General features: G+C 67.9%; 12 protein-coding genes. 8 read left to right on the top strand and 4 right to left on the bottom strand.

Annotation, left to right across the window (positions count from 1 at the left end):
* Window positions 1–90 precede the first annotated feature (90 nt).
* From EV192_RS12630 to EV192_RS12620, 3 genes are all read left to right on the top strand, one after another.
* Window positions 91–2,382, top strand: a complete 2,292-nt coding sequence (locus tag EV192_RS12630; RefSeq protein WP_132114583.1) for a PQQ-dependent sugar dehydrogenase — start codon at window positions 91–93, stop codon at window positions 2,380–2,382.
* Window positions 2,383–2,581: 199 nt separating this feature from the next.
* Window positions 2,582–3,325, top strand: coding sequence for a chitosanase (locus EV192_RS12625; RefSeq protein WP_243726833.1), 744 nt, complete (start codon window positions 2,582–2,584; stop codon window positions 3,323–3,325).
* A 51-nt stretch (window positions 3,326–3,376) separates the two neighbouring features.
* Window positions 3,377–4,279, top strand: a complete 903-nt coding sequence (locus EV192_RS12620) for an arginase family protein (protein ID WP_132114580.1) — start codon at window positions 3,377–3,379, stop codon at window positions 4,277–4,279.
* Here EV192_RS12620 and EV192_RS12615 read toward each other — a convergent pair.
* Window positions 4,253–5,845, bottom strand: a complete 1,593-nt coding sequence (locus EV192_RS12615; protein WP_132114578.1) for an L-lactate permease — start codon at window positions 5,843–5,845, stop codon at window positions 4,253–4,255. The two genes, EV192_RS12620 and EV192_RS12615, sit on opposite strands and share 27 nt — an antisense overlap.
* Before the next feature lie 388 nt (window positions 5,846–6,233).
* Window positions 6,234–7,106: a TIGR03854 family LLM class F420-dependent oxidoreductase gene (locus EV192_RS12610; RefSeq protein ID WP_132114575.1), complete on the bottom strand. Its 873-nt coding sequence runs from the start codon at window positions 7,104–7,106 to the stop codon at window positions 6,234–6,236.
* Between the two features lie 1,079 nt (window positions 7,107–8,185).
* Here EV192_RS12610 and EV192_RS12605 point away from each other — a divergent pair.
* Both EV192_RS12605 and EV192_RS12600 read left to right on the top strand, forming a co-directional pair.
* A complete protein-coding gene (locus tag EV192_RS12605) occupies window positions 8,186–9,112 on the top strand; it encodes a helix-turn-helix transcriptional regulator (RefSeq protein ID WP_132114573.1) in 927 nt (308 codons plus the stop codon).
* 16 nt (window positions 9,113–9,128) lie between these two features.
* Window positions 9,129–9,887, top strand: a complete 759-nt coding sequence (locus EV192_RS12600; protein ID WP_132114571.1) for an SGNH/GDSL hydrolase family protein — start codon at window positions 9,129–9,131, stop codon at window positions 9,885–9,887.
* Here the strand turns inward: EV192_RS12600 and EV192_RS12595 are convergent.
* On the bottom strand, window positions 9,837–10,268 hold the full coding sequence (locus tag EV192_RS12595; protein ID WP_132114569.1) for a MarR family transcriptional regulator: 432 nt from the start codon (window positions 10,266–10,268) through the stop codon (window positions 9,837–9,839). The genes EV192_RS12600 and EV192_RS12595 overlap by 51 nt on opposite strands.
* A 91-nt stretch (window positions 10,269–10,359) precedes the next feature.
* Here EV192_RS12595 and EV192_RS12590 point away from each other — a divergent pair, with 91 nt between their 5' ends.
* Window positions 10,360–11,820 carry an MFS transporter gene (locus tag EV192_RS12590; protein WP_243726832.1) on the top strand — a complete coding sequence of 487 codons (1,461 nt, stop codon included), beginning with the start codon at window positions 10,360–10,362 and terminating at the stop codon, window positions 11,818–11,820.
* A 163-nt stretch (window positions 11,821–11,983) separates the two neighbouring features.
* Window positions 11,984–14,074, top strand: a complete 2,091-nt coding sequence (locus EV192_RS12585; RefSeq protein WP_132114565.1) for a putative bifunctional diguanylate cyclase/phosphodiesterase — start codon at window positions 11,984–11,986, stop codon at window positions 14,072–14,074.
* Here the strand turns inward: EV192_RS12585 and EV192_RS12580 are convergent.
* Window positions 14,071–15,003: a methionyl-tRNA formyltransferase gene (locus tag EV192_RS12580; protein ID WP_132114563.1), complete on the bottom strand. Its 933-nt coding sequence runs from the start codon at window positions 15,001–15,003 to the stop codon at window positions 14,071–14,073. The two genes, EV192_RS12585 and EV192_RS12580, sit on opposite strands and share 4 nt — an antisense overlap.
* A gap of 119 nt (window positions 15,004–15,122) precedes the next feature.
* Between EV192_RS12580 and EV192_RS12575 the strand changes: the two genes are divergently transcribed.
* The gene (locus EV192_RS12575) at window positions 15,123–16,439 is read left to right on the top strand and encodes a lysine N(6)-hydroxylase/L-ornithine N(5)-oxygenase family protein (RefSeq protein WP_132114561.1); all 1,317 of its coding nucleotides are present in this window, start codon (window positions 15,123–15,125) and stop codon (window positions 16,437–16,439) included.

Below are 16,439 nucleotides of genomic sequence, written 5' to 3'. Positions count from 1 at the left end.
GGTCTTGTTTAGTTCGGCGGTGCTGGGTAGCGTCGGCCCAGTGTGATAGTAAGCGCTTACCATGCCAACGGAGTTCATGGTGGGGTGTCCATGCTGCGACGTCTTGTCATCGCGTTCACCGTTCCCCTTGTCGTGTCGTTGGTTTCGGCGCCGCAGGCGCTCGCCGACGACAGTCCGGTCCCTGACCCGATACCGGAGAAACCGGTTGCTTCCGGCCTCGCCCTGACCGTGGACGAGCTCGTCACCATGCCGAAGTCGGACACGAATCCACCGACAACCGACAAGCGATTACAGCGCTACGCGCGGATCAACTACGTCGGTGAGCTGCCGGACGGCTCCGGCCGGATGTACGTGCCGGACCTCAACGGCAAGCTTTACACTGTAAAAAACGGTGCCCCGCGGGAGTACCTGGACGTCGGCGCGGCGGCGGGCGCCGACTTCTTCAACAACCGCGGCCTCGGCACCGGCTTCGGGTTCGTCGCGTTCCATCCGGACTTCAAGCAGAACGGCAAGTTCTACACGGTGCACACCGAGAACGGGAACGCGCTGCTGACCAAACAGGCGGACTGGGCCCAACCCAACACGATCGAGCAGAGCGTGGTGGACGAGTGGACCGCGACCGACCCCGCCGCGGACACGTTCACCGGCACGCACCGCGAGATCCTGCGGATCGGGTTCGCCGGGACGCTGCACACGATCCAGGAGATCTCCTTCAACCCCACGGCCCGTCGCGGTGACGACGATTACGGCAAGCTGTATCTCGCGGTCGGTGACGGCGGCCGGGGCGTGACCAACAACGACCCGCAGGACCTGTCCATCCCGCACGGCAAGCTGATCAGGATCGATCCAGCGGGCACCAACAGTGCCAACGGCAAGTACGGCATCCCGTCGACGAACCCGTTCGTCGGCCGTGCGGGCGCCATTGGCGAGATCTACTCGTACGGCTACCGCGATCCGCACCGGTTCAGCTGGGATCCGTGGACCCGCAAGCTTTATCTGGGCATGATCGGCGAACACGCGATCGAGGGCGTCTACGACGTCAAGCCGGGCGACAACGCCGGGTGGAGCCAGCGCGAAGGCCCGTTCGTGTTCAGGAGTTCCGACCGCTGCTTCCTGTATCCGTTGCCGGCCAACGACGCCGACTTCGGCTACACGTATCCGGTCGCCGCGTACGACCACGACCGTCCGCCGAACCTGTCGTGCACGGCCGACAGCGGGCACGCGGTGATCGGCGGCTTCGTCTACCGCGGCCGGAGCATTCCCGCGCTGTTCGGCAAGTACGTGTTCGGCGACGGTGTGAACGGGTCGTTGTTCTACACCGAGACGGCCGAGATGAGCCGGGTCGCCAACGGCCAACGCGCCCCCATCCACAAACTGTCCGTTGTGGACAGATCTGGCCGGGTGCTGACCATGCAGGACCTGGCCGGTGACAGCCGGGTGGACCTGAAGTTCGGCACGGACAACGCGGGCGACATCTTCGTGCTCTCGAAGGCCAACGGCAAGATCTGGCAGATCACCGGGGCGGTGCCGCGACCGGACGTCGTGCCGACGCTCGCGCCGAACCTGGTCGCGCAGTACGACTTCGACCACCCGGCGCTCGGGAACCCGGCGATGGAACGCGACCTGGGCTCGTCCGGCACGGCCGTCCAGCTGATCAACGGCGGGGCCGCCATGCGGGTCCAGGACGGTTCCCGGTCGGCGTTGCAGACCCAGCAGGTCAACCCGACCGTGAAGGGCAACGACGACTGGAAGGCGGGGACCTACTCGGCGACCGGCGTGCCAACCCTGCTCGCGTTCAACCACACCCAGCAGATCACGGTGATGGGATGGGTCAAGCCGACCGGCCCGAACCCCAGTCCCAACACCAACTCGACCGATCCGGCCAGGTTCTTCGGCGCGGTCGCCCTGATGGGCGTGCTGAGCGGCGACTCGGACGGGCACACCGTCCGGGCGTTGCTGGAGTTGATCGAGGTGGACGGCGTGATGAAGCTGGTCGCGCTGGGCCGCCGGGTGGACGGCGGCGCGTCGCAGACGTTCGCGGCGACCGAGGACTGGCACAAGATCCTGCCGGACAACAAATGGACCTTCCTGACCGCCACGTTCGACTACGACACCGGGGCGATGGCGCTGTACGCCAACGGCGTGCCGGTGCCGGGCGCGTACGTTGTTCAGGGAGATCCATGGGGAGTCCGTACCGGTGATCCGCCCTATTTCACGTCCGCGACCAACCCGCGCGGGATCAAGATCGGTGGCGGCTTCCCGCAGAACACCAGGGAGGACAACCCGTGCAACTGCCGGTTTGACAACGTCATGTTCCTCGACCGGGTGGTGCGGCCGTGGGAGGTCGGGGCGCAGTACGCGCTCACCCGGGCCGCGTTCTGACCGCGCAATTCGGCAAGAGTCTTGACGAATAGGGCCGGGACGCTGTTGACTCGGCGGCACGGCCCGTTCCACGGCTCCGACTTCGGGCGTCCCTGCCGCCACCGCCCGACGGACCGACATCCTGCCCTGCAAGGAGGATTTCGTGAAACTCCCGTCAAGGTGGCGCGCCCGGCTTCTCGCAACGGTTTCCGTTGCGTGCCTGGGTTTCTCAGCCACGGTCGCGCACGCCTCCGCGGCCAACCTGGACGACCCCGCCAAGAAGGAAATCGCGATGGAACTCGTGTCCAGCGCGGAGAACTCGTCACTGGACTGGCGCGCCCAGTTCAAGTACATCGAGGACATCCATGACGGCCGCGGCTACACAGCGGGCATCATCGGCTTCTGCTCCGGCACGCACGACATGCTGGAACTGGTCCAGGAGTACACCAAACGCAAGCCGGGCAACATCCTGGCCAAGTACCTGCCGGCGCTGAAGAAGGTGGACGGCTCCGACTCGCACAAGGGCCTGGACCCGAACTACCCGAAGGACTGGAAGACCGCGGCCAAGGACAAGGTGTTCCAGGACTCCCAGGAGTCGGAACGCGACCGGGTGTACTTCAACCCGGCTGTGTCCCAGGGCAAGGCGGACGGCGTGCGCGCCCTCGGCCAGTTCATGTACTACGACGCGATCGTGATGCACGGCGACGGCGACGACAAGACGAGCTTCAAGAACATTCGCAAGCGCGCGCTGGGCAAGGCCAAGCCGCCGGCCCAGGGCGGCGACGAGACCGCGTGGCTGAACGCGTTCCTCGACGCCCGCGTGTGGGCGATGAAGCAGGAGGAGGCCCACTCGGACACCAGCCGGGTGGACACCGAGCAGCGCGTGTTCCTGAAGAACAAGAACTTCGACCTCAACACCCCGTTGAAGTGGAAGGTCTACGGCGACCCGTACGAGATCAGCTGACACCCCGTCACCTTGGCCAACAGGGTCCGCCCTGTTGGCTAAGGTGCTCCAATGAACTCGATCGTCGTCCTGGACGCGCCGTCCAACCTGGGCCTGCGGATGCCGGCGCCCGGTGTCGTGCCGGGGTGCTACAAGCTCGCGGGTGCCGTACGGGACCAGGGGTTGTTGACTCGGATCGGCGCGCGGGACGGCGGTTACGTGGTGCCGCCGAGGTACGACATCAGCGGGTGGTCGTCCGGGGACGGCCTGTTCAACGCCGAAGGCATCGCCCGGTACACGCGCCGGCTCGCCGAGCGGATCGACGTACTCCTTGACGCCCAGGAGTTCCCGGTCGTGCTGGGTGGTGACTGCAGCATCCTGTTCGCACCCGCGCTGGCCCTGCGGCGCCGCGGCCGTTACGGACTCGCGTACCTGGACGGCAGTGCCGACTTCCTGCGCGTGACCCAGGCTGGACGGGTGGGTGCCGCGGCTGCCGCGACCCTCGCGCTGCTGACCGGCCGTGGCCAGGCCGACGTCACGGACATCGACGGCTTCGGGCCGTACGTCCAGGACAGCGACATCGTCGTACTCGGCCACCGCGACGACGACGAGGACGTCCCCAACCTGGCCGAGGCGGGCATCGCCGCGTGGACGTCGCCGCGGATCCAGGCCGAGGGCCCGGCCGAGGTCGCCGCGGCCACGCTGGCGAAGTTCGACGGGCTCGACGGCTTCTGGGTGCACCTGGACGCGGACGTGCTCGACATCGAGGTCCTGCCGGCGGTGGACGCGCCGGATCCGGGCGGCCTGAGCTACCCGGAACTGGTGGAGCTGCTGCGGCCGTTGCTCGCCGACCCTCGGTGTGTCGGCTTCAACCTGGCCATCTTCGACCCCGACCTGGATCCGGACGGCCGGTACGCCGAAGAGCTGACCGACGCGGTCGTGACAGTTCTAGGGCAGCATCCAGCCGAGCACTGAACCGCTCTGCAGCACGACCAGCAGGCACATCACCAGCAGCAACGCGATGCTCCATGGCAGGACCTTGCGCAGCATCGCACTCTCCGACCCTGGGAGCTGTGCCGCGGCCGCCGCGATGGTCAGGTTCTGCGGGGAGATCATCTTCCCGAGCACGCCGCCGGAGCTGTTCGCCGCGGCCAGCAGTTCCGGCAGCAGCCCGGTTCGTCCGGCCGCGGTCACCTGCAACGCCCCGAACAGCGCGTTCGCCGATGTGTCCGAACCGGACACCGCCACGCCGAACCAGCCGAGGACCGGGGAGAGGAACGCCAGCGCCGCCCCGGCGCCGGCGATGAAGAAGCCGATGGTCGTGGTCTGTCCGGACAGGTTCATCACGTACGCCAAGGCGAGTACCCCGGTCACGGTCAGGATCGCGAACCGCAGTTCGTGCACGGTCCGGCCCCACTCGGTCAGCGCGGTCCGGGCTGACAGCCGTAGGACCACGGCCGTGATGACGCCGGCGATCAACACCAGCGTGCCGCCGGTGTTGAGCAGCGGTAACGAGAACGTGTTGCCGGAAACGGGTTTCCCGTTCGGGCCGTGCACGTCCAGCAGTGGCCAGTGGAACGCCAGCGTCGCTTGGGACAGCCACGCCTTGATCGCCGGCACCTGGCCGAGCGCGAAGATCACGATGATGATCCCGTAGGGGGCGTACGCCTTGACCACATCGGGCCGTGAGTCCGAAGTGGACTCCTCGGCGGGCGGCCCGCCGGCCGGAACGCGGGTGCGCGTCCGGATCGTGAGTACCAGAGCGCCCGCGCTGACGAGCGAGGCGGCGATGTCCGCCAACTCGGGCGCCACGTAGTTGGACACGGCGAACTGCGCGATGGCGAAGGCGACCCCGCACACCAGCGCCGGCAGCCAGGTCTCGCGCACGCCACGCTTCCCGTCGATGATGAACACCAGCAACAGCGGCACGAACAGGGCCAGCACCGGCGTCTGCCGACCGACCACAGAGGACACGACGGACAGCGGCAGCCCGGTGACCTGGGCCAGCGTGATCACCGGCGTCGCCATCGCGCCGAACGCGACCGGCGCGGTGTTCGCCACCAACGACACGGCGGCCGCGCGCAGCGGCGAGAAGCCCAGCGCCACGAGCATCACCGAGCTGATCGCGACCGGCGCGCCGAATCCAGCCAGCGCCTCCATCAACGCCCCGAAGCAGAACGCCACGATCAGGCCCTGGATCCGGTTGTCCGACGACACCTGGCCGAACGACCGGCGCAGCACGTCGAAGTGCCGGGTGTACACCGTCATCCGATAGATCCACAGTGCGTTCACCACGATCCACAGGATGGGGAACAACCCGAAGACCGCGCCCTGTACCGCGCTGGACAACGCCTGGACGACCGGCATCCCGTAGACGGCGATCCCGACGATGAGCGCCACCGCCAAGCCGGTCAGCGCGGCCACGTACGCCTTGGTACGCACCACACCCAGCAACAGGAACACTGTCAGCAAAGGCAGAGTGGCGACGAGCGCGGACCAACCGAGCGATCCGGCCACGGGCGCGGTCTGCTGGGTGAACATCTGACCTCCCCATTGAGGCGACGGATATCAACCATCCGTAACCGCAGCCGGTCGGCGCAAGGTCTGGGCCACTAACGGCCGGTTCTGGTCGATGAGTGGCCCTGTCCGCCCGCCCGGCCGCGACTGACGCTCGAATCCATGAGCAGACTCAGAAAACTCGCGATGGCGGCGGCGCTCGCGCTCGGCGTGTCCGTGCCGGCCGCTGCGCCCGCGCAGGCCGCGGTGCCGGACACGTTCGGGTTCGCCACCTGGGTCGCCGGGCCGACGCTCAGCTATCCCGCCGGCACGATCACGCCGATGCCACCTGGCCGTTACGCGTGGTCTGCTACCAGCCGTTGTCACCGGCCTTCACCACGTCCGGCTTCTTCGTCACGTACGTCGGGCTCCACTAGTTCTGTAGTGGCATCAGTTCGGTCACGAACTCGTCCAGGAAGGCGGTGAAGTCGTCCGGTGCGGTGGTGGGCCGGATGACGAACTTGGTGATCCCGGCGTCGACGTACCGCTGGACGAGGTCGCGGGTGCCGCCCCAGCCGGTCGGTATCACGTCGCCGGGATCGGTGTCCGGCCGCCGTTCCCGCGCCAACGCGGCGAGTGCGGGCGGGATGCCGTCGGTGGCGATCGCGATGCTCATGCCGTAGTGGTCTTCCTCGATCTCCCGGCCGGCCTCGTCGGCTGCCCGTTTGATCGTTTCACGGGCCTCGCCGGCCTGTGCCGGGGTGAGGAAGCTGCCGAGCCAGCCGTCGGCGAGGCGGCCGACGCGGGTCAGGCCGGCTGGTGCGGACCCGCCCAGCCAGATGTCCAGTGGCTTGCTGGGTTTGGGTGCCAGGCGGGCGCCCTCGATGGTCCAGAAGTCGCCGTGGAACGTCACTTCGTCCTGTTCCAGCAGGGTTCGGACGGCCCGGAGGGTCTCGTCGAACACGGCCGCGCGGTTGCCGGTGACCGGGAACGCCTGGCGTTCCGGCCGGCGCGCGGGCTGTAGTCCGAACACCGGGAGCACCCGCTTGGGGGTGAGCGCGGCCAGGGAAACGAGCTGTTTGGCGACGAGCACCGGGTGCCGGCCGGGCAGCACAGCGACACCCGTGCCGACTTTCAGGTTCGTCGTCCGGGCCAGCGCGTGCGCCATCCCGATGAACGGGTCGACCTGCTGGGAGAACACGACTTCGGACAACCACAGTGAGTCGACGCCCACTGCCTCGGCATGGTCGACCGCCTCGGTGAACCCGGCGAGCGACCCGTATCCCACTCCGATCCGCACCTTCATACCGCCATCCTGCCTGCTCGAAAGGGCAGCGCGCCCGCATTAGCCCGCTCACCCGCCTGGGGGAATTTCCGGTTCGTTGCCGTTTTATTGACAGTCAGGAAACCGTCAGCTTGTGATCCAGGTCACACTCAGGGTTGTCTGTCGCCAGACTTTGTTCGGGATCTGAACAAATGACGTCCGGAGTATTCCGCGGCCGATCCTGCAAACGATTGCTTCAGGTAATCGGGGCCGGGTCGGTCGCGCAGTGTATCGCTGTTGTCGCCGAACGAATTTCCACAGTGGACGACAACGATGTCAATCCCAGTATGACGTCCGGATTGGACGGTCCGGCGGTTTCCGGCCCGCTGGCCTGCCCTGGCCCGCGGACCTATTGATTTCCCAGCCGGTCCAACAATGGCCGGATGATCCGGACGGCCCGGTGGGGCGCGGAAAAACAACGTTCAACCACGATCGCGGAGTTCACGGATGATGTCGGTCCGGTTAACAGTCTTGTGGGTTCGCCGGCTACCCGGTATTCCCTGTTGCCAATCAGCCAGGTCACTCCAACAGTCCTACCTGTGTGGGCGTTCCTGGTACTACATTCCGCAGTGCACGGCGCGTTTACGCACGCGCGCGGCGCCCCTGCACGCGCTGGTGACAGCGAGCCAAGGGGATCGCGGCAAGCCGACGACGTGGACGTGCGGGCACCTGGAGGGGGCGCCGGCGTAATGGAGGGAGGCGATGCGGTCGTGGCGATGAACCCCGGCGCGCGTCGCCTTCGGGAAGGTCCACAAGCGATAATTGCCAGGTTTACCGAATTTACACGTGCGTCCTTTGCGGCCGAGGGTTACGGGGGGTCGCAACCGGTTGCCGCGTGTGGCGGAACCTGGCTGTACAGCGAGCAAATACCGGCCGGTCGAAGCTGGGTCAGCCGTATTGCCGAGAATCCAGCGGGCACACCGGCAGTCTCGTAAGATCGTCGCCGGGCGTGGCCGCGGGTTGGGGAGCAGTGCTGGGGCACCAGGTTGGGGCGGCGCCGGTATTTCGGTGGGGTGGCGGGCCTCTTTCGAGGTGAAGACGCTGCTGAGGGTGAGGCGAGCATGAAGAGCCACAGGCTTGGTGTGGGCGGCCAAGCTGAGATCGGGTACCGGGCCATGCTGACCCGGCCCCGATGGCAGCCGGACGAGCTGGCGCGAGCGCTGGCGTGGCCGCCGGAGCGGGCCGCCGCTGTGTTGGCGGAGCTCTGCGCCGAAGGGTTGGTGATGGCTTCCTCAGTCGAAGTGGGTGCGATGCGCGCGGTACAGCCCTGCCTGGCGCTGCCGGCGCTGGCCGCGAGCCGCCTGGGGGGCGGGCGGATGCCCACGGCCGCGGCGGTGGAGACGTTCGTGTCGTTGCACGAGCAGACCACCGGCCGACTGGACGACGCCACGCCACTGTTCGATATGGACGAAGTCACCGCGGTCGTCGAGCGCCTCGCGGCCCGGGTGCGAAACGAGATCGTGGTGCTGGCGCCGTGCTACGACCCGCGGTCGTTCGAGTTCGCCGAGCACATAGCCGAAGGTGTGCTGCGGCGGGGCGCGGGGCTGCGCGCGGTCTGGAAGGCGGACGTGGCGGCGACGTCGTTCGCGATGTGGCTGGCCAATCGCGGTGTCGGGCCCCGGGTCGCGGAGAACGTGCCGGTGCGGGCGGTGGTGGTGGACGGCCTGGTCGGTGTGGTGGTGGACGAGGCCGGCTCCGGCCGGGTGGTCCGCGACGACACCGAGCTGAGCTCGTTGGCCGCGCTGGCGGACCGGCTGTGGGTGCAGAGTGTCGCGGTCAGCCAGGTCCGGAAGGCACCGCCGACCCGGTCCCGGCACGAGTTGGTGCTGCGGATGTTGGCGCAGGGCCTCACCGACGACGCGATCGCCCGCCGGCTCGGGGTCAGCGTGCGGACTGTTCGGGGAGACGTGGCCTCGGCCATGGTCGAGCTGGACGCCCGCAGCCGGTTCCAGGCCGGGGTCCGCGCCATGCAGATGGGCCTGCTCTGATCACTAGGCTCGGCGCATGAGTACGCGTCTGGTGAGTCTCGGTGACTCGTTCACCGAGGGAGTCGGTGACGACGACCCGTCGTTCCCGAACGGTGTCCGGGGTTGGGCGGATCGCGCGGCCGAGCAGCTGGCCGCGCACGATCCCGGTTTCCGCTACGCCAATCTCGCCGTTCGCGGCAAGCTGCTCCGGCAGGTGCTGGCCGAGCAGCTCGACCGTGCGCTTGCCCTTGGGCCGAACCTGGTCACGTTGTACGCGGGCGGCAACGACCTGATCCGGCCGTCGGTGGACATCGACGCGCTGATGGACCGCTATGAGGACGCGATCGTCCGGCTGGCGGACACCGGCGCGCAGGTGGTGCTGTTCACCGGCGTGGACGGGGTCGAGGACGGCCTGTTCCGCAAGGTCCGCGGCCGGGTGGCGATCTTCAACGAGTTCACCCGGATCATCGCGGCCCGGCGGGGCGCCCTGGTCGTGGACATGTTCGCCATGCGCCAGCTGCGCGACCGCCGGCTGTGGGCACCCGACCGGCTGCACCTGAACGCCCTGGGACACAACGAGGTGGCGATCGCGTTCCTCGATCTCCTTGGCGTGCCGCACAAGTTGGCGCACACGGACATCGGCCCGAAACCGGTGGTCAGCCCGCGTGAGCGGCGTGCGGCGAACTTGCAGTGGAGCCGTGAGCACGCGCTGCCGTGGGTACGACGCCGGTTGCGCGGCGAGTCGTCAGGCGACCACGTCCTGCCCAAGCGGCCCGACCTGGTCGCGTGGGGCTGACCGGACGAAGTACTCGGCCAGGACCGCGCGGTGCGTCGCGACCGCTTCGGCGTGCTTCGCGCGGCCGGCTTCGGTGGGGGAGACGTAGATCCCACGGCGGTCTTCCGCGCACATCCCGCGCATGACCAGGCCGTCCTTCTCCAGCCGGGCGATGAGCCGGGACAGCGCGCTTTGGCTAAGGTGGATCTCACCGGCCAGTTCCTGCACCCGCCAGGACGGCTTGCAGGACTGGATGAGCCTGTCCAGCACCTCGAACTCGCTGGCGCCCAGGCCGTGCCGCTCGTTCAGCTCACGCTCGAGCGCGCACCAGGTCCGTGCGTGGACGGACAGCAAGTCCCGCCATTCGCAGACAAGCGGGTTGGCGGCGTCATCGGCGACCATGCGGCCCACCCTACACTGCAGGTGCATCTTGTGCAAACGCATTTAATGCACTTGCACTCAATGCACGTGCATGTATAGGGTCGTCGCCGTGATCGAGTCATCGACTGCTACTTCCACGTCAGACGTGCGCTGGGGACCCCGACTGTGGGGCACGCTCGTGGTCCTGTGCGGCGCGTTGTTCCTGGACGCGCTGGACATCTCCATGGTCGGCGTGGCTCTCCCCTCCATTCGTACCGACCTCAACATGACGACTTCCGCCCTGCAGTGGGTGGTCAGCGGTTACGTCCTGGGCTACGGCGGCCTGCTGCTGCTCGGCGGCCGGGCCGCCGACCTGCTCGGCCGGCGTCGCGTCCTGATCACCGCGCTCGCGGTGTTCGCCGTCGGGTCTCTGCTCGGCGGGCTGGTCAACACCCCCGAACTGTTGATCGCGGCCCGGTTTGTCAAGGGGGTGGCCGCCGCGTTCACCGCGCCCGCCGCCCTGTCCATCATCACCACGACCTTCGAGGAGGGCCCGGCGCGCAACAAGGCGCTGAGCATCTTCTCGGTGACCGGCGCCAGCGGCTTCTCGCTCGGCCTGGTGCTGTCCGGCCTGCTCACCGAGGTCGGCTGGCGGTACCCGCTGCTGCTGCCCGGCCCGGTCGCGCTCATTGTCCTGATCGCCGCGCTGAAGTTCGTGCCGAACGACGGCAAACCCGCGCGCAACGGCCGCGGCTACGACCTTGGCGGCGCGGTCACCGCGACCGCGGCCATGCTGCTGTTGGTCTACACGATCGTCCAGGCGCCCGAGGAGGGCTGGGCGTCGGCGATGACCATCGGCTCGTTCGTGGTCGTCATCGCCTTGCTCGTGGCGTTCGTGACCATCGAGCGGCGCAGCAGCCACCCGTTGGTACGCCTGGGGATTCTGCGGTCCGGGTCGCTGGTGCGGGCGAACCTCGGCGCGATGATCTTCTTCGGGTCGTACGTCGGGTTCCAGTTCGTGGTGATGCAGTACATGCAGCGGTTGCTCGGCTGGACGGCACTGCAGACCGCGCTGGCGTTCCTGCCGGCCGCGGTGATCGTCGCGGTCAGTTCCACGAAGATGGCCGGGATCGTCGAACGGTTCGGCACCGCACGGCTGATCCTGGTCGGGTTCGTCTCGCTGGTCGCCGGGTACGCGTTCTTCCTGGGGGTGGACGTGACACCCGATCTGGTCGGCGTGATCCTGCCGTGCATGATCCTGCTCGGGATCAGCTGTGCGCTGTGCTTCACGTCGCTGAACATCCAGGCCACGTCCGGTGTCCGCAACGAGGAGCAGGGTCTGGCCTCGGGTCTGCTGAACACCTCGCTGCAGGTCGGCGGCGCCATCGGCCTCGCCGTCGTCACCGCCGTGGTGACCGCGAACGAGACCGGCGGGGCGAAGGCCACGTCGAGCCAGCTCCTGGCGAGCTACTTCCCGGGCCTGGCGGTGGTCGCCGGGATCGCCGCGATCGGCGTGATCATCTCACTCAGTGGGATCGTCGCGCTGCGCAAGGAGAACCGGGCCGCGGCCGAGCTGGAGATGGCCAACGCGTGAAACATTCGGTCCCCCTCGTGCGACGCATGAGGGGGACCGTCGTTCACGGTGAAGCAGTGAACAGTCGCGCGGGGTGACGCGACGGGTCCCCCGATTGGACCATTAGGTTGAACGCTTAACCAAATAGTGGTAGGTCTGGGACGACCCTCGGTAGGCTTTTTTGGTGCCTCGGCAAGAGCCGACCTCCCCGCTCCCGGATGCCTCCCACCGTCGCGGTGTTCGAGAGCGACACAAGCTCGCCCGGAAGTGGGCGAGCCTGATCTCGGCGACGAACTACGTGCCGTTGTCGCAGGACGAGCTGGAGCGCCAGTTGCTGGACCTACTTGATCAAGTGGTCGCGGCGTTGCGTCGCGACCCGACGGACGCCGACGGGGTGGCCGCGAGGATCACCGAGCGACTGGCCAAGCTGAACTGTTCGGGCGCGGAGAGCATTCGGTACACAGTAGACGTTCTGGGCAAGTCCCTGCTGTCGGTGACCGAGCTGAGCGGCGTGCCGCGGCTGGCCGAGAAGGTCGTCGAACTGGTCGGCGCGATCGCGGCACGGGCCGCGGAGTTGTTGCGGTCCACCACTTTCGACCAGCAGGAAGAACTCCGCGACGCGCTGCTGACGGCGGTCGAGAACACCCATGGACACCAGCGGATCAGCGAGGCCACGTTCGACGAGGTGGCCTCCTGTTCGTCCAGCGGGATCGTGATCCTCAACCCGGACGGCGGTTTCGTCCGAACCAACGGCGCCTTCAGTGAGATCGTGGACTACCCGCCAGAGGAACTGGCCGCGCTCACCGTCTTCGACCTGGTGCACCCGGCCGAGGAGACCTACCTGAAGGAGTCGTACCAGGCCCTGCGCGACGGCGACCACCTGCGGATCCGACGCAGTTTGCGACTTGTCCGCGGCGACGGCGAGATCTCCCGAGTCACGCTGACCGCCACGATCCTGCACGACGGCACGGACGACCCCGACCACTTCGTGACGGTCGTCGAGGACAGCACCGAGCTCACTCTTCTGCAGAACGAACTGAGCCGCCAGGCCCTGCACGACGTGCTCACCGGCCTGCCGAACCGCCAGTTCTTCACCACACACCTGGAAGGCGTGCTGCGCCGGGCCGACCCGGTCACCGGGATCACCCTGTTCCACCTGGACCTGGACGCGTTCTCGCTGATCACCGGCGGCCTCGGCCGGGAGGTCGGCGACCGCCTGCTGCAGTCGGTGTCCGAACGGCTGAAGACGCTGGTGTCGGCCGAGAAGGCGATGGTGGCCAAGTTCGACGGCGACGAGTTCCTCGTCCTGGTCGAGAACACCGCGGCCACACCGGACGTGCTGGCCATGATCACCAGGATCAACGAGGAACTCTCCGAGCCCGTCTACATCCAGGGCCACGGCGTGGCCGCGACGGCGTCGATCGGCGTGGTGCACCGCCCGCCGCGAGGAATGGACGCGGCGGACCTGCTTCGTGCCTCGGACATGACGTTACGGCGGGCGAAAGGCAACGGCCGCCGCCAGTGGGAGTTGTTCCACCCCGACCAGCACGCCAAGGACCGCAAGGCGTTTAGCCTCGCCGCGGAGATGCCGGGAGCGTGGGAGAGCGGCGAGTTGGCCGTGGTGTACCGGCCCATCGTCCGCCTGTCGGACAGGGCGATCGTCGGCACCGAAGCGGTGTTGCGCTGGGATCACCCGGAGCACGGCGTGGTGTGCGGCGACCAGTGCCTGGAGTTGGCCGACGAGACCGGCCTGATCCTCGCGCTGGGCCCGTGGCTGCTGCGGACCGCCTGCGAACATCTCCGCTGGGGACGTGACCTGCCGTTGAGCGTGAACCTGACGGCCAGCCAGTCCTCGGACGCGGACCTGGTCGGCGAAGTCGGCCGGGTGCTGAAGGAGACCGCGGTGTCGCCGCAGCGGCTCTGGCTCGGCATGCCGGTGGACGCCCTGCTGGCCGCGAACGGCGAGGCGATGGACAACCTCCGTACGTTGGCGGAGAACGGAGTCCAAGCGGTGGCCCGGAACTTCGGTGCGGTGGCCGGCGACCTGGTGTGCGTGGAGGACCTGCCGTTGCGCGCGGTCCGGATCGCCCGCTGGCTGGTCGACCGGGAGCCCGTGCCAGGCTCACCGGTCACCCACGCGCTGCTCGAACTGCCCAGCCTGGTCCACCTCTCCGGGGTGGAGATGATCGTGGACGGCGTCACCACCCAGGCCCAGTCGGACTGGTGGCGAGCCGCCGGCGCGGATCTGGCCCAAGGTTCTCTCTTCGAGGACTAGGCCAAGTACCCGCCCAAGGGGCGGAAGTACTCCGTCGCCAGGAGTTCGGTGTTGTCGTCCAGACGGATTCGCTCGACCACCAGGCCGTGGTTCCGGCCGGTTCGGGCGTCCGCGCCGGCGACGATCACCACTCCGTCGCCTTCGCGGATGAAGATCCGGCCCGGTGTCCCGCCGTAGCGCCCGTCCGACACCGAGGCCTTGACCACTCGGATCTTTTCCTCGCCACGGAAGGTGAAGGCGTTCGGGTACGGGTCCGACTGGGCGCGGATCAGGCGCTCGATGTCCTCGGCCGGCCACCGCCAGTCGATCCGACTGTCCTCAATGGACCGCTTGTGGAAGAAGCTGGCCCTGGACCGGTCCTGGGGCACGAGCCGGGCCCGGCCGCTCTCGATCAGTCCGAGCGCGTCCACGGTGATCGGCCCGATCAGGTCGACCGTCCGGTGGAACAGGTCCGTCGCGGTGTCGTGCGGGCCGACCGGCACGGACCGCTGCAGCACGATGTCGCCGCCGTCCAGCGAGGCGTCCATCATGTGGGCGGTCACCCCGACCTCGGTCTCGCCGTTGATCAGGGCCCAGATCAGCGGGGAGAAGCCCGCGTAGGCCGGCAGCAGCGAGTCGTGCACGTTCAGGGTTCCGTGCCGGGGCGACGAGAACACGTCGGGCGGCAGCCAGGTCCGCCAGTTGTTGGCCACGATGATGTCCGGGTCCGCCTCCTTCAGCGGCACCACCAGGTCCTCCGGCCGGCTGCGCAGCAGCACCGGGACCCCGTGCGACTCGGCCAGCTCGGCCACCGAGTCGGACCAGATCTTCTCGTACGCGTGGTCGCTTCGCGGATGGGTGACTACGAGGACCACCTCGTGCGGCGACGAGAGCAGCGCCTTAAGCGTCCGATGACCCCAGGTCTGGTACCCGAACAACGCGACCCGCATGGGTGCTCCTCCTCGATGCAAGGCGATCAAAGTCACCCTCGAATGTAGTAGTTGAGGCTCACCTAACTTAGGTTAGGGTGACCTTTGTCAGGCAGGGTCGGACGAGCGATGGGACAGGTATGTCTGAGTCGGACGATGAGGTTCCCAGCTATGACGTCGTCGGAGTGGGGTTCGGGCCGTCCAACCTGGCGCTGGCGATCGCGCTGACCGAGCACAACGCCCAGGTCGCACCGGAGAACGCGGTGACCGCGCAGTTCCTGGAGCGGCAACCGCGGTTCGGCTGGCACCGGGGGATGCTGATCGACGACGCGACCATGCAGGTGTCCTTCCTCAAGGACCTGGTCACCATGCGCGACCCGACCAGCCGCTTCAGCTTCCTGTGCTACCTGCGGGAGCAGGGCCGGCTGCTGGACTTCATCAACCACAAGAACCTGTTCCCGCTGCGGATCGAGTTCCACGACTACTTCGAATGGGCCGCCGCCCAGGTCGACGACCTGGTCGCGTACGGCAGTGACGTGGTGAGCGTCCGGGCCGCCGGCGAGTTCTTCGACGTCCAGGACGCCACCGGAACCGTCTTCCGGGCCAGGAACATCGTGTTGGGCACGGGTCTGCGGCCGAGCCTGCCCGACGGTATCCGCGCCGACGAGTGCGTGTGGCACAACAGCGAGCTGCTGACCAGGATCGACACGGTCAAGGACCCCAAGCGGTTCGTCGTGGTCGGCGCCGGGCAGAGCGGCGCGGAGGTCACCGCGTTCCTCCATGAGCGCTTCCCGCAAGCCGAAGTGTGCGGCGTCTTCACCAGATACGGCTACAGCCCGTCCGACGACAGCTCGTTCGCCAACCGCATCTTCGACCCCACCGCGGTCGACGAGTTCTACCGGGCGCCGGAGGACGTCAAGCGCCGGCTGATGGGCTACCACGCGAACACCAACTACTCGGTGGTCGACATCGACCTGATCGACGAGCTGTACCGCCGCGAGTACCGCGAGAAAGTCCTTGGCACGCGGCGACTTCGGCTGTTCAACGTGGCGAAGCCGGTCAAGGTCGTGCGTACCTCGGCAGGGGTTCAGGTCACCGTCCGGACGCTCACCACGGGCGTGGAGACCTCGCTGGACGCCGATGTGGTGGTCTACGCCACCGGGTACCTGCCGGCCGACCCGACCGGCGAGTTGGGCGATGTCGCCCGGCACTGCCTGCGGGACGAGCAGGGCAGGCTGCGCGTGGACCGCGACTATCGCGTGTGGACAGAGCCGGACCTGGCCGGCGGAATCTACCTGCAGGGCGGAACCGAGCACACCCACGGCATCACGTCCTCGCTGCTGTCCAACACCGCTGTGCGGGTGGGGGAGATCCTGCGGTCGATCGTCGACCGGCGGGCTTCGCGAAAGCCCGCCGGGCAACCGGAGTACGCCGTGTCCGGCGTCCGGTCGGAATAG

This window comes from Actinocrispum wychmicini, from assembly GCF_004345645.1.
Lineage (GTDB): Bacteria > Actinomycetota > Actinomycetes > Mycobacteriales > Pseudonocardiaceae > Kibdelosporangium > Kibdelosporangium wychmicini.
Note: the sequence above shows the minus strand (reverse complement) of the source record. Positions and strands in the feature narration are given on the sequence as shown.

Excerpts from the sequence above, each read along its gene's own strand:
- EV192_RS12615 (WP_132114578.1), bottom strand. The coding sequence starts at position 5,845 with ATGTTCACCCAGCAGACCGCGCCCGTGGCCGGATCGCTCGGTTGGTCC.
- EV192_RS12630 (WP_132114583.1), top strand. The coding sequence starts at position 91 with ATGCTGCGACGTCTTGTCATCGCGTTCACCGTTCCCCTTGTCGTGTCG.
- EV192_RS12605 (WP_132114573.1), top strand. The coding sequence starts at position 8,186 with ATGAAGAGCCACAGGCTTGGTGTGGGCGGCCAAGCTGAGATCGGGTAC.
- EV192_RS12610 (WP_132114575.1), bottom strand. The coding sequence starts at position 7,106 with ATGAAGGTGCGGATCGGAGTGGGATACGGGTCGCTCGCCGGGTTCACC.
- EV192_RS12575 (WP_132114561.1), top strand. The coding sequence starts at position 15,123 with ATGTCTGAGTCGGACGATGAGGTTCCCAGCTATGACGTCGTCGGAGTG.
- EV192_RS12595 (WP_132114569.1), bottom strand. The coding sequence starts at position 10,268 with ATGGTCGCCGATGACGCCGCCAACCCGCTTGTCTGCGAATGGCGGGAC.
- EV192_RS12580 (WP_132114563.1), bottom strand. The coding sequence starts at position 15,003 with ATGCGGGTCGCGTTGTTCGGGTACCAGACCTGGGGTCATCGGACGCTT.
- EV192_RS12600 (WP_132114571.1), top strand. The coding sequence starts at position 9,129 with ATGAGTACGCGTCTGGTGAGTCTCGGTGACTCGTTCACCGAGGGAGTC.
- EV192_RS12620 (WP_132114580.1), top strand. The coding sequence starts at position 3,377 with ATGAACTCGATCGTCGTCCTGGACGCGCCGTCCAACCTGGGCCTGCGG.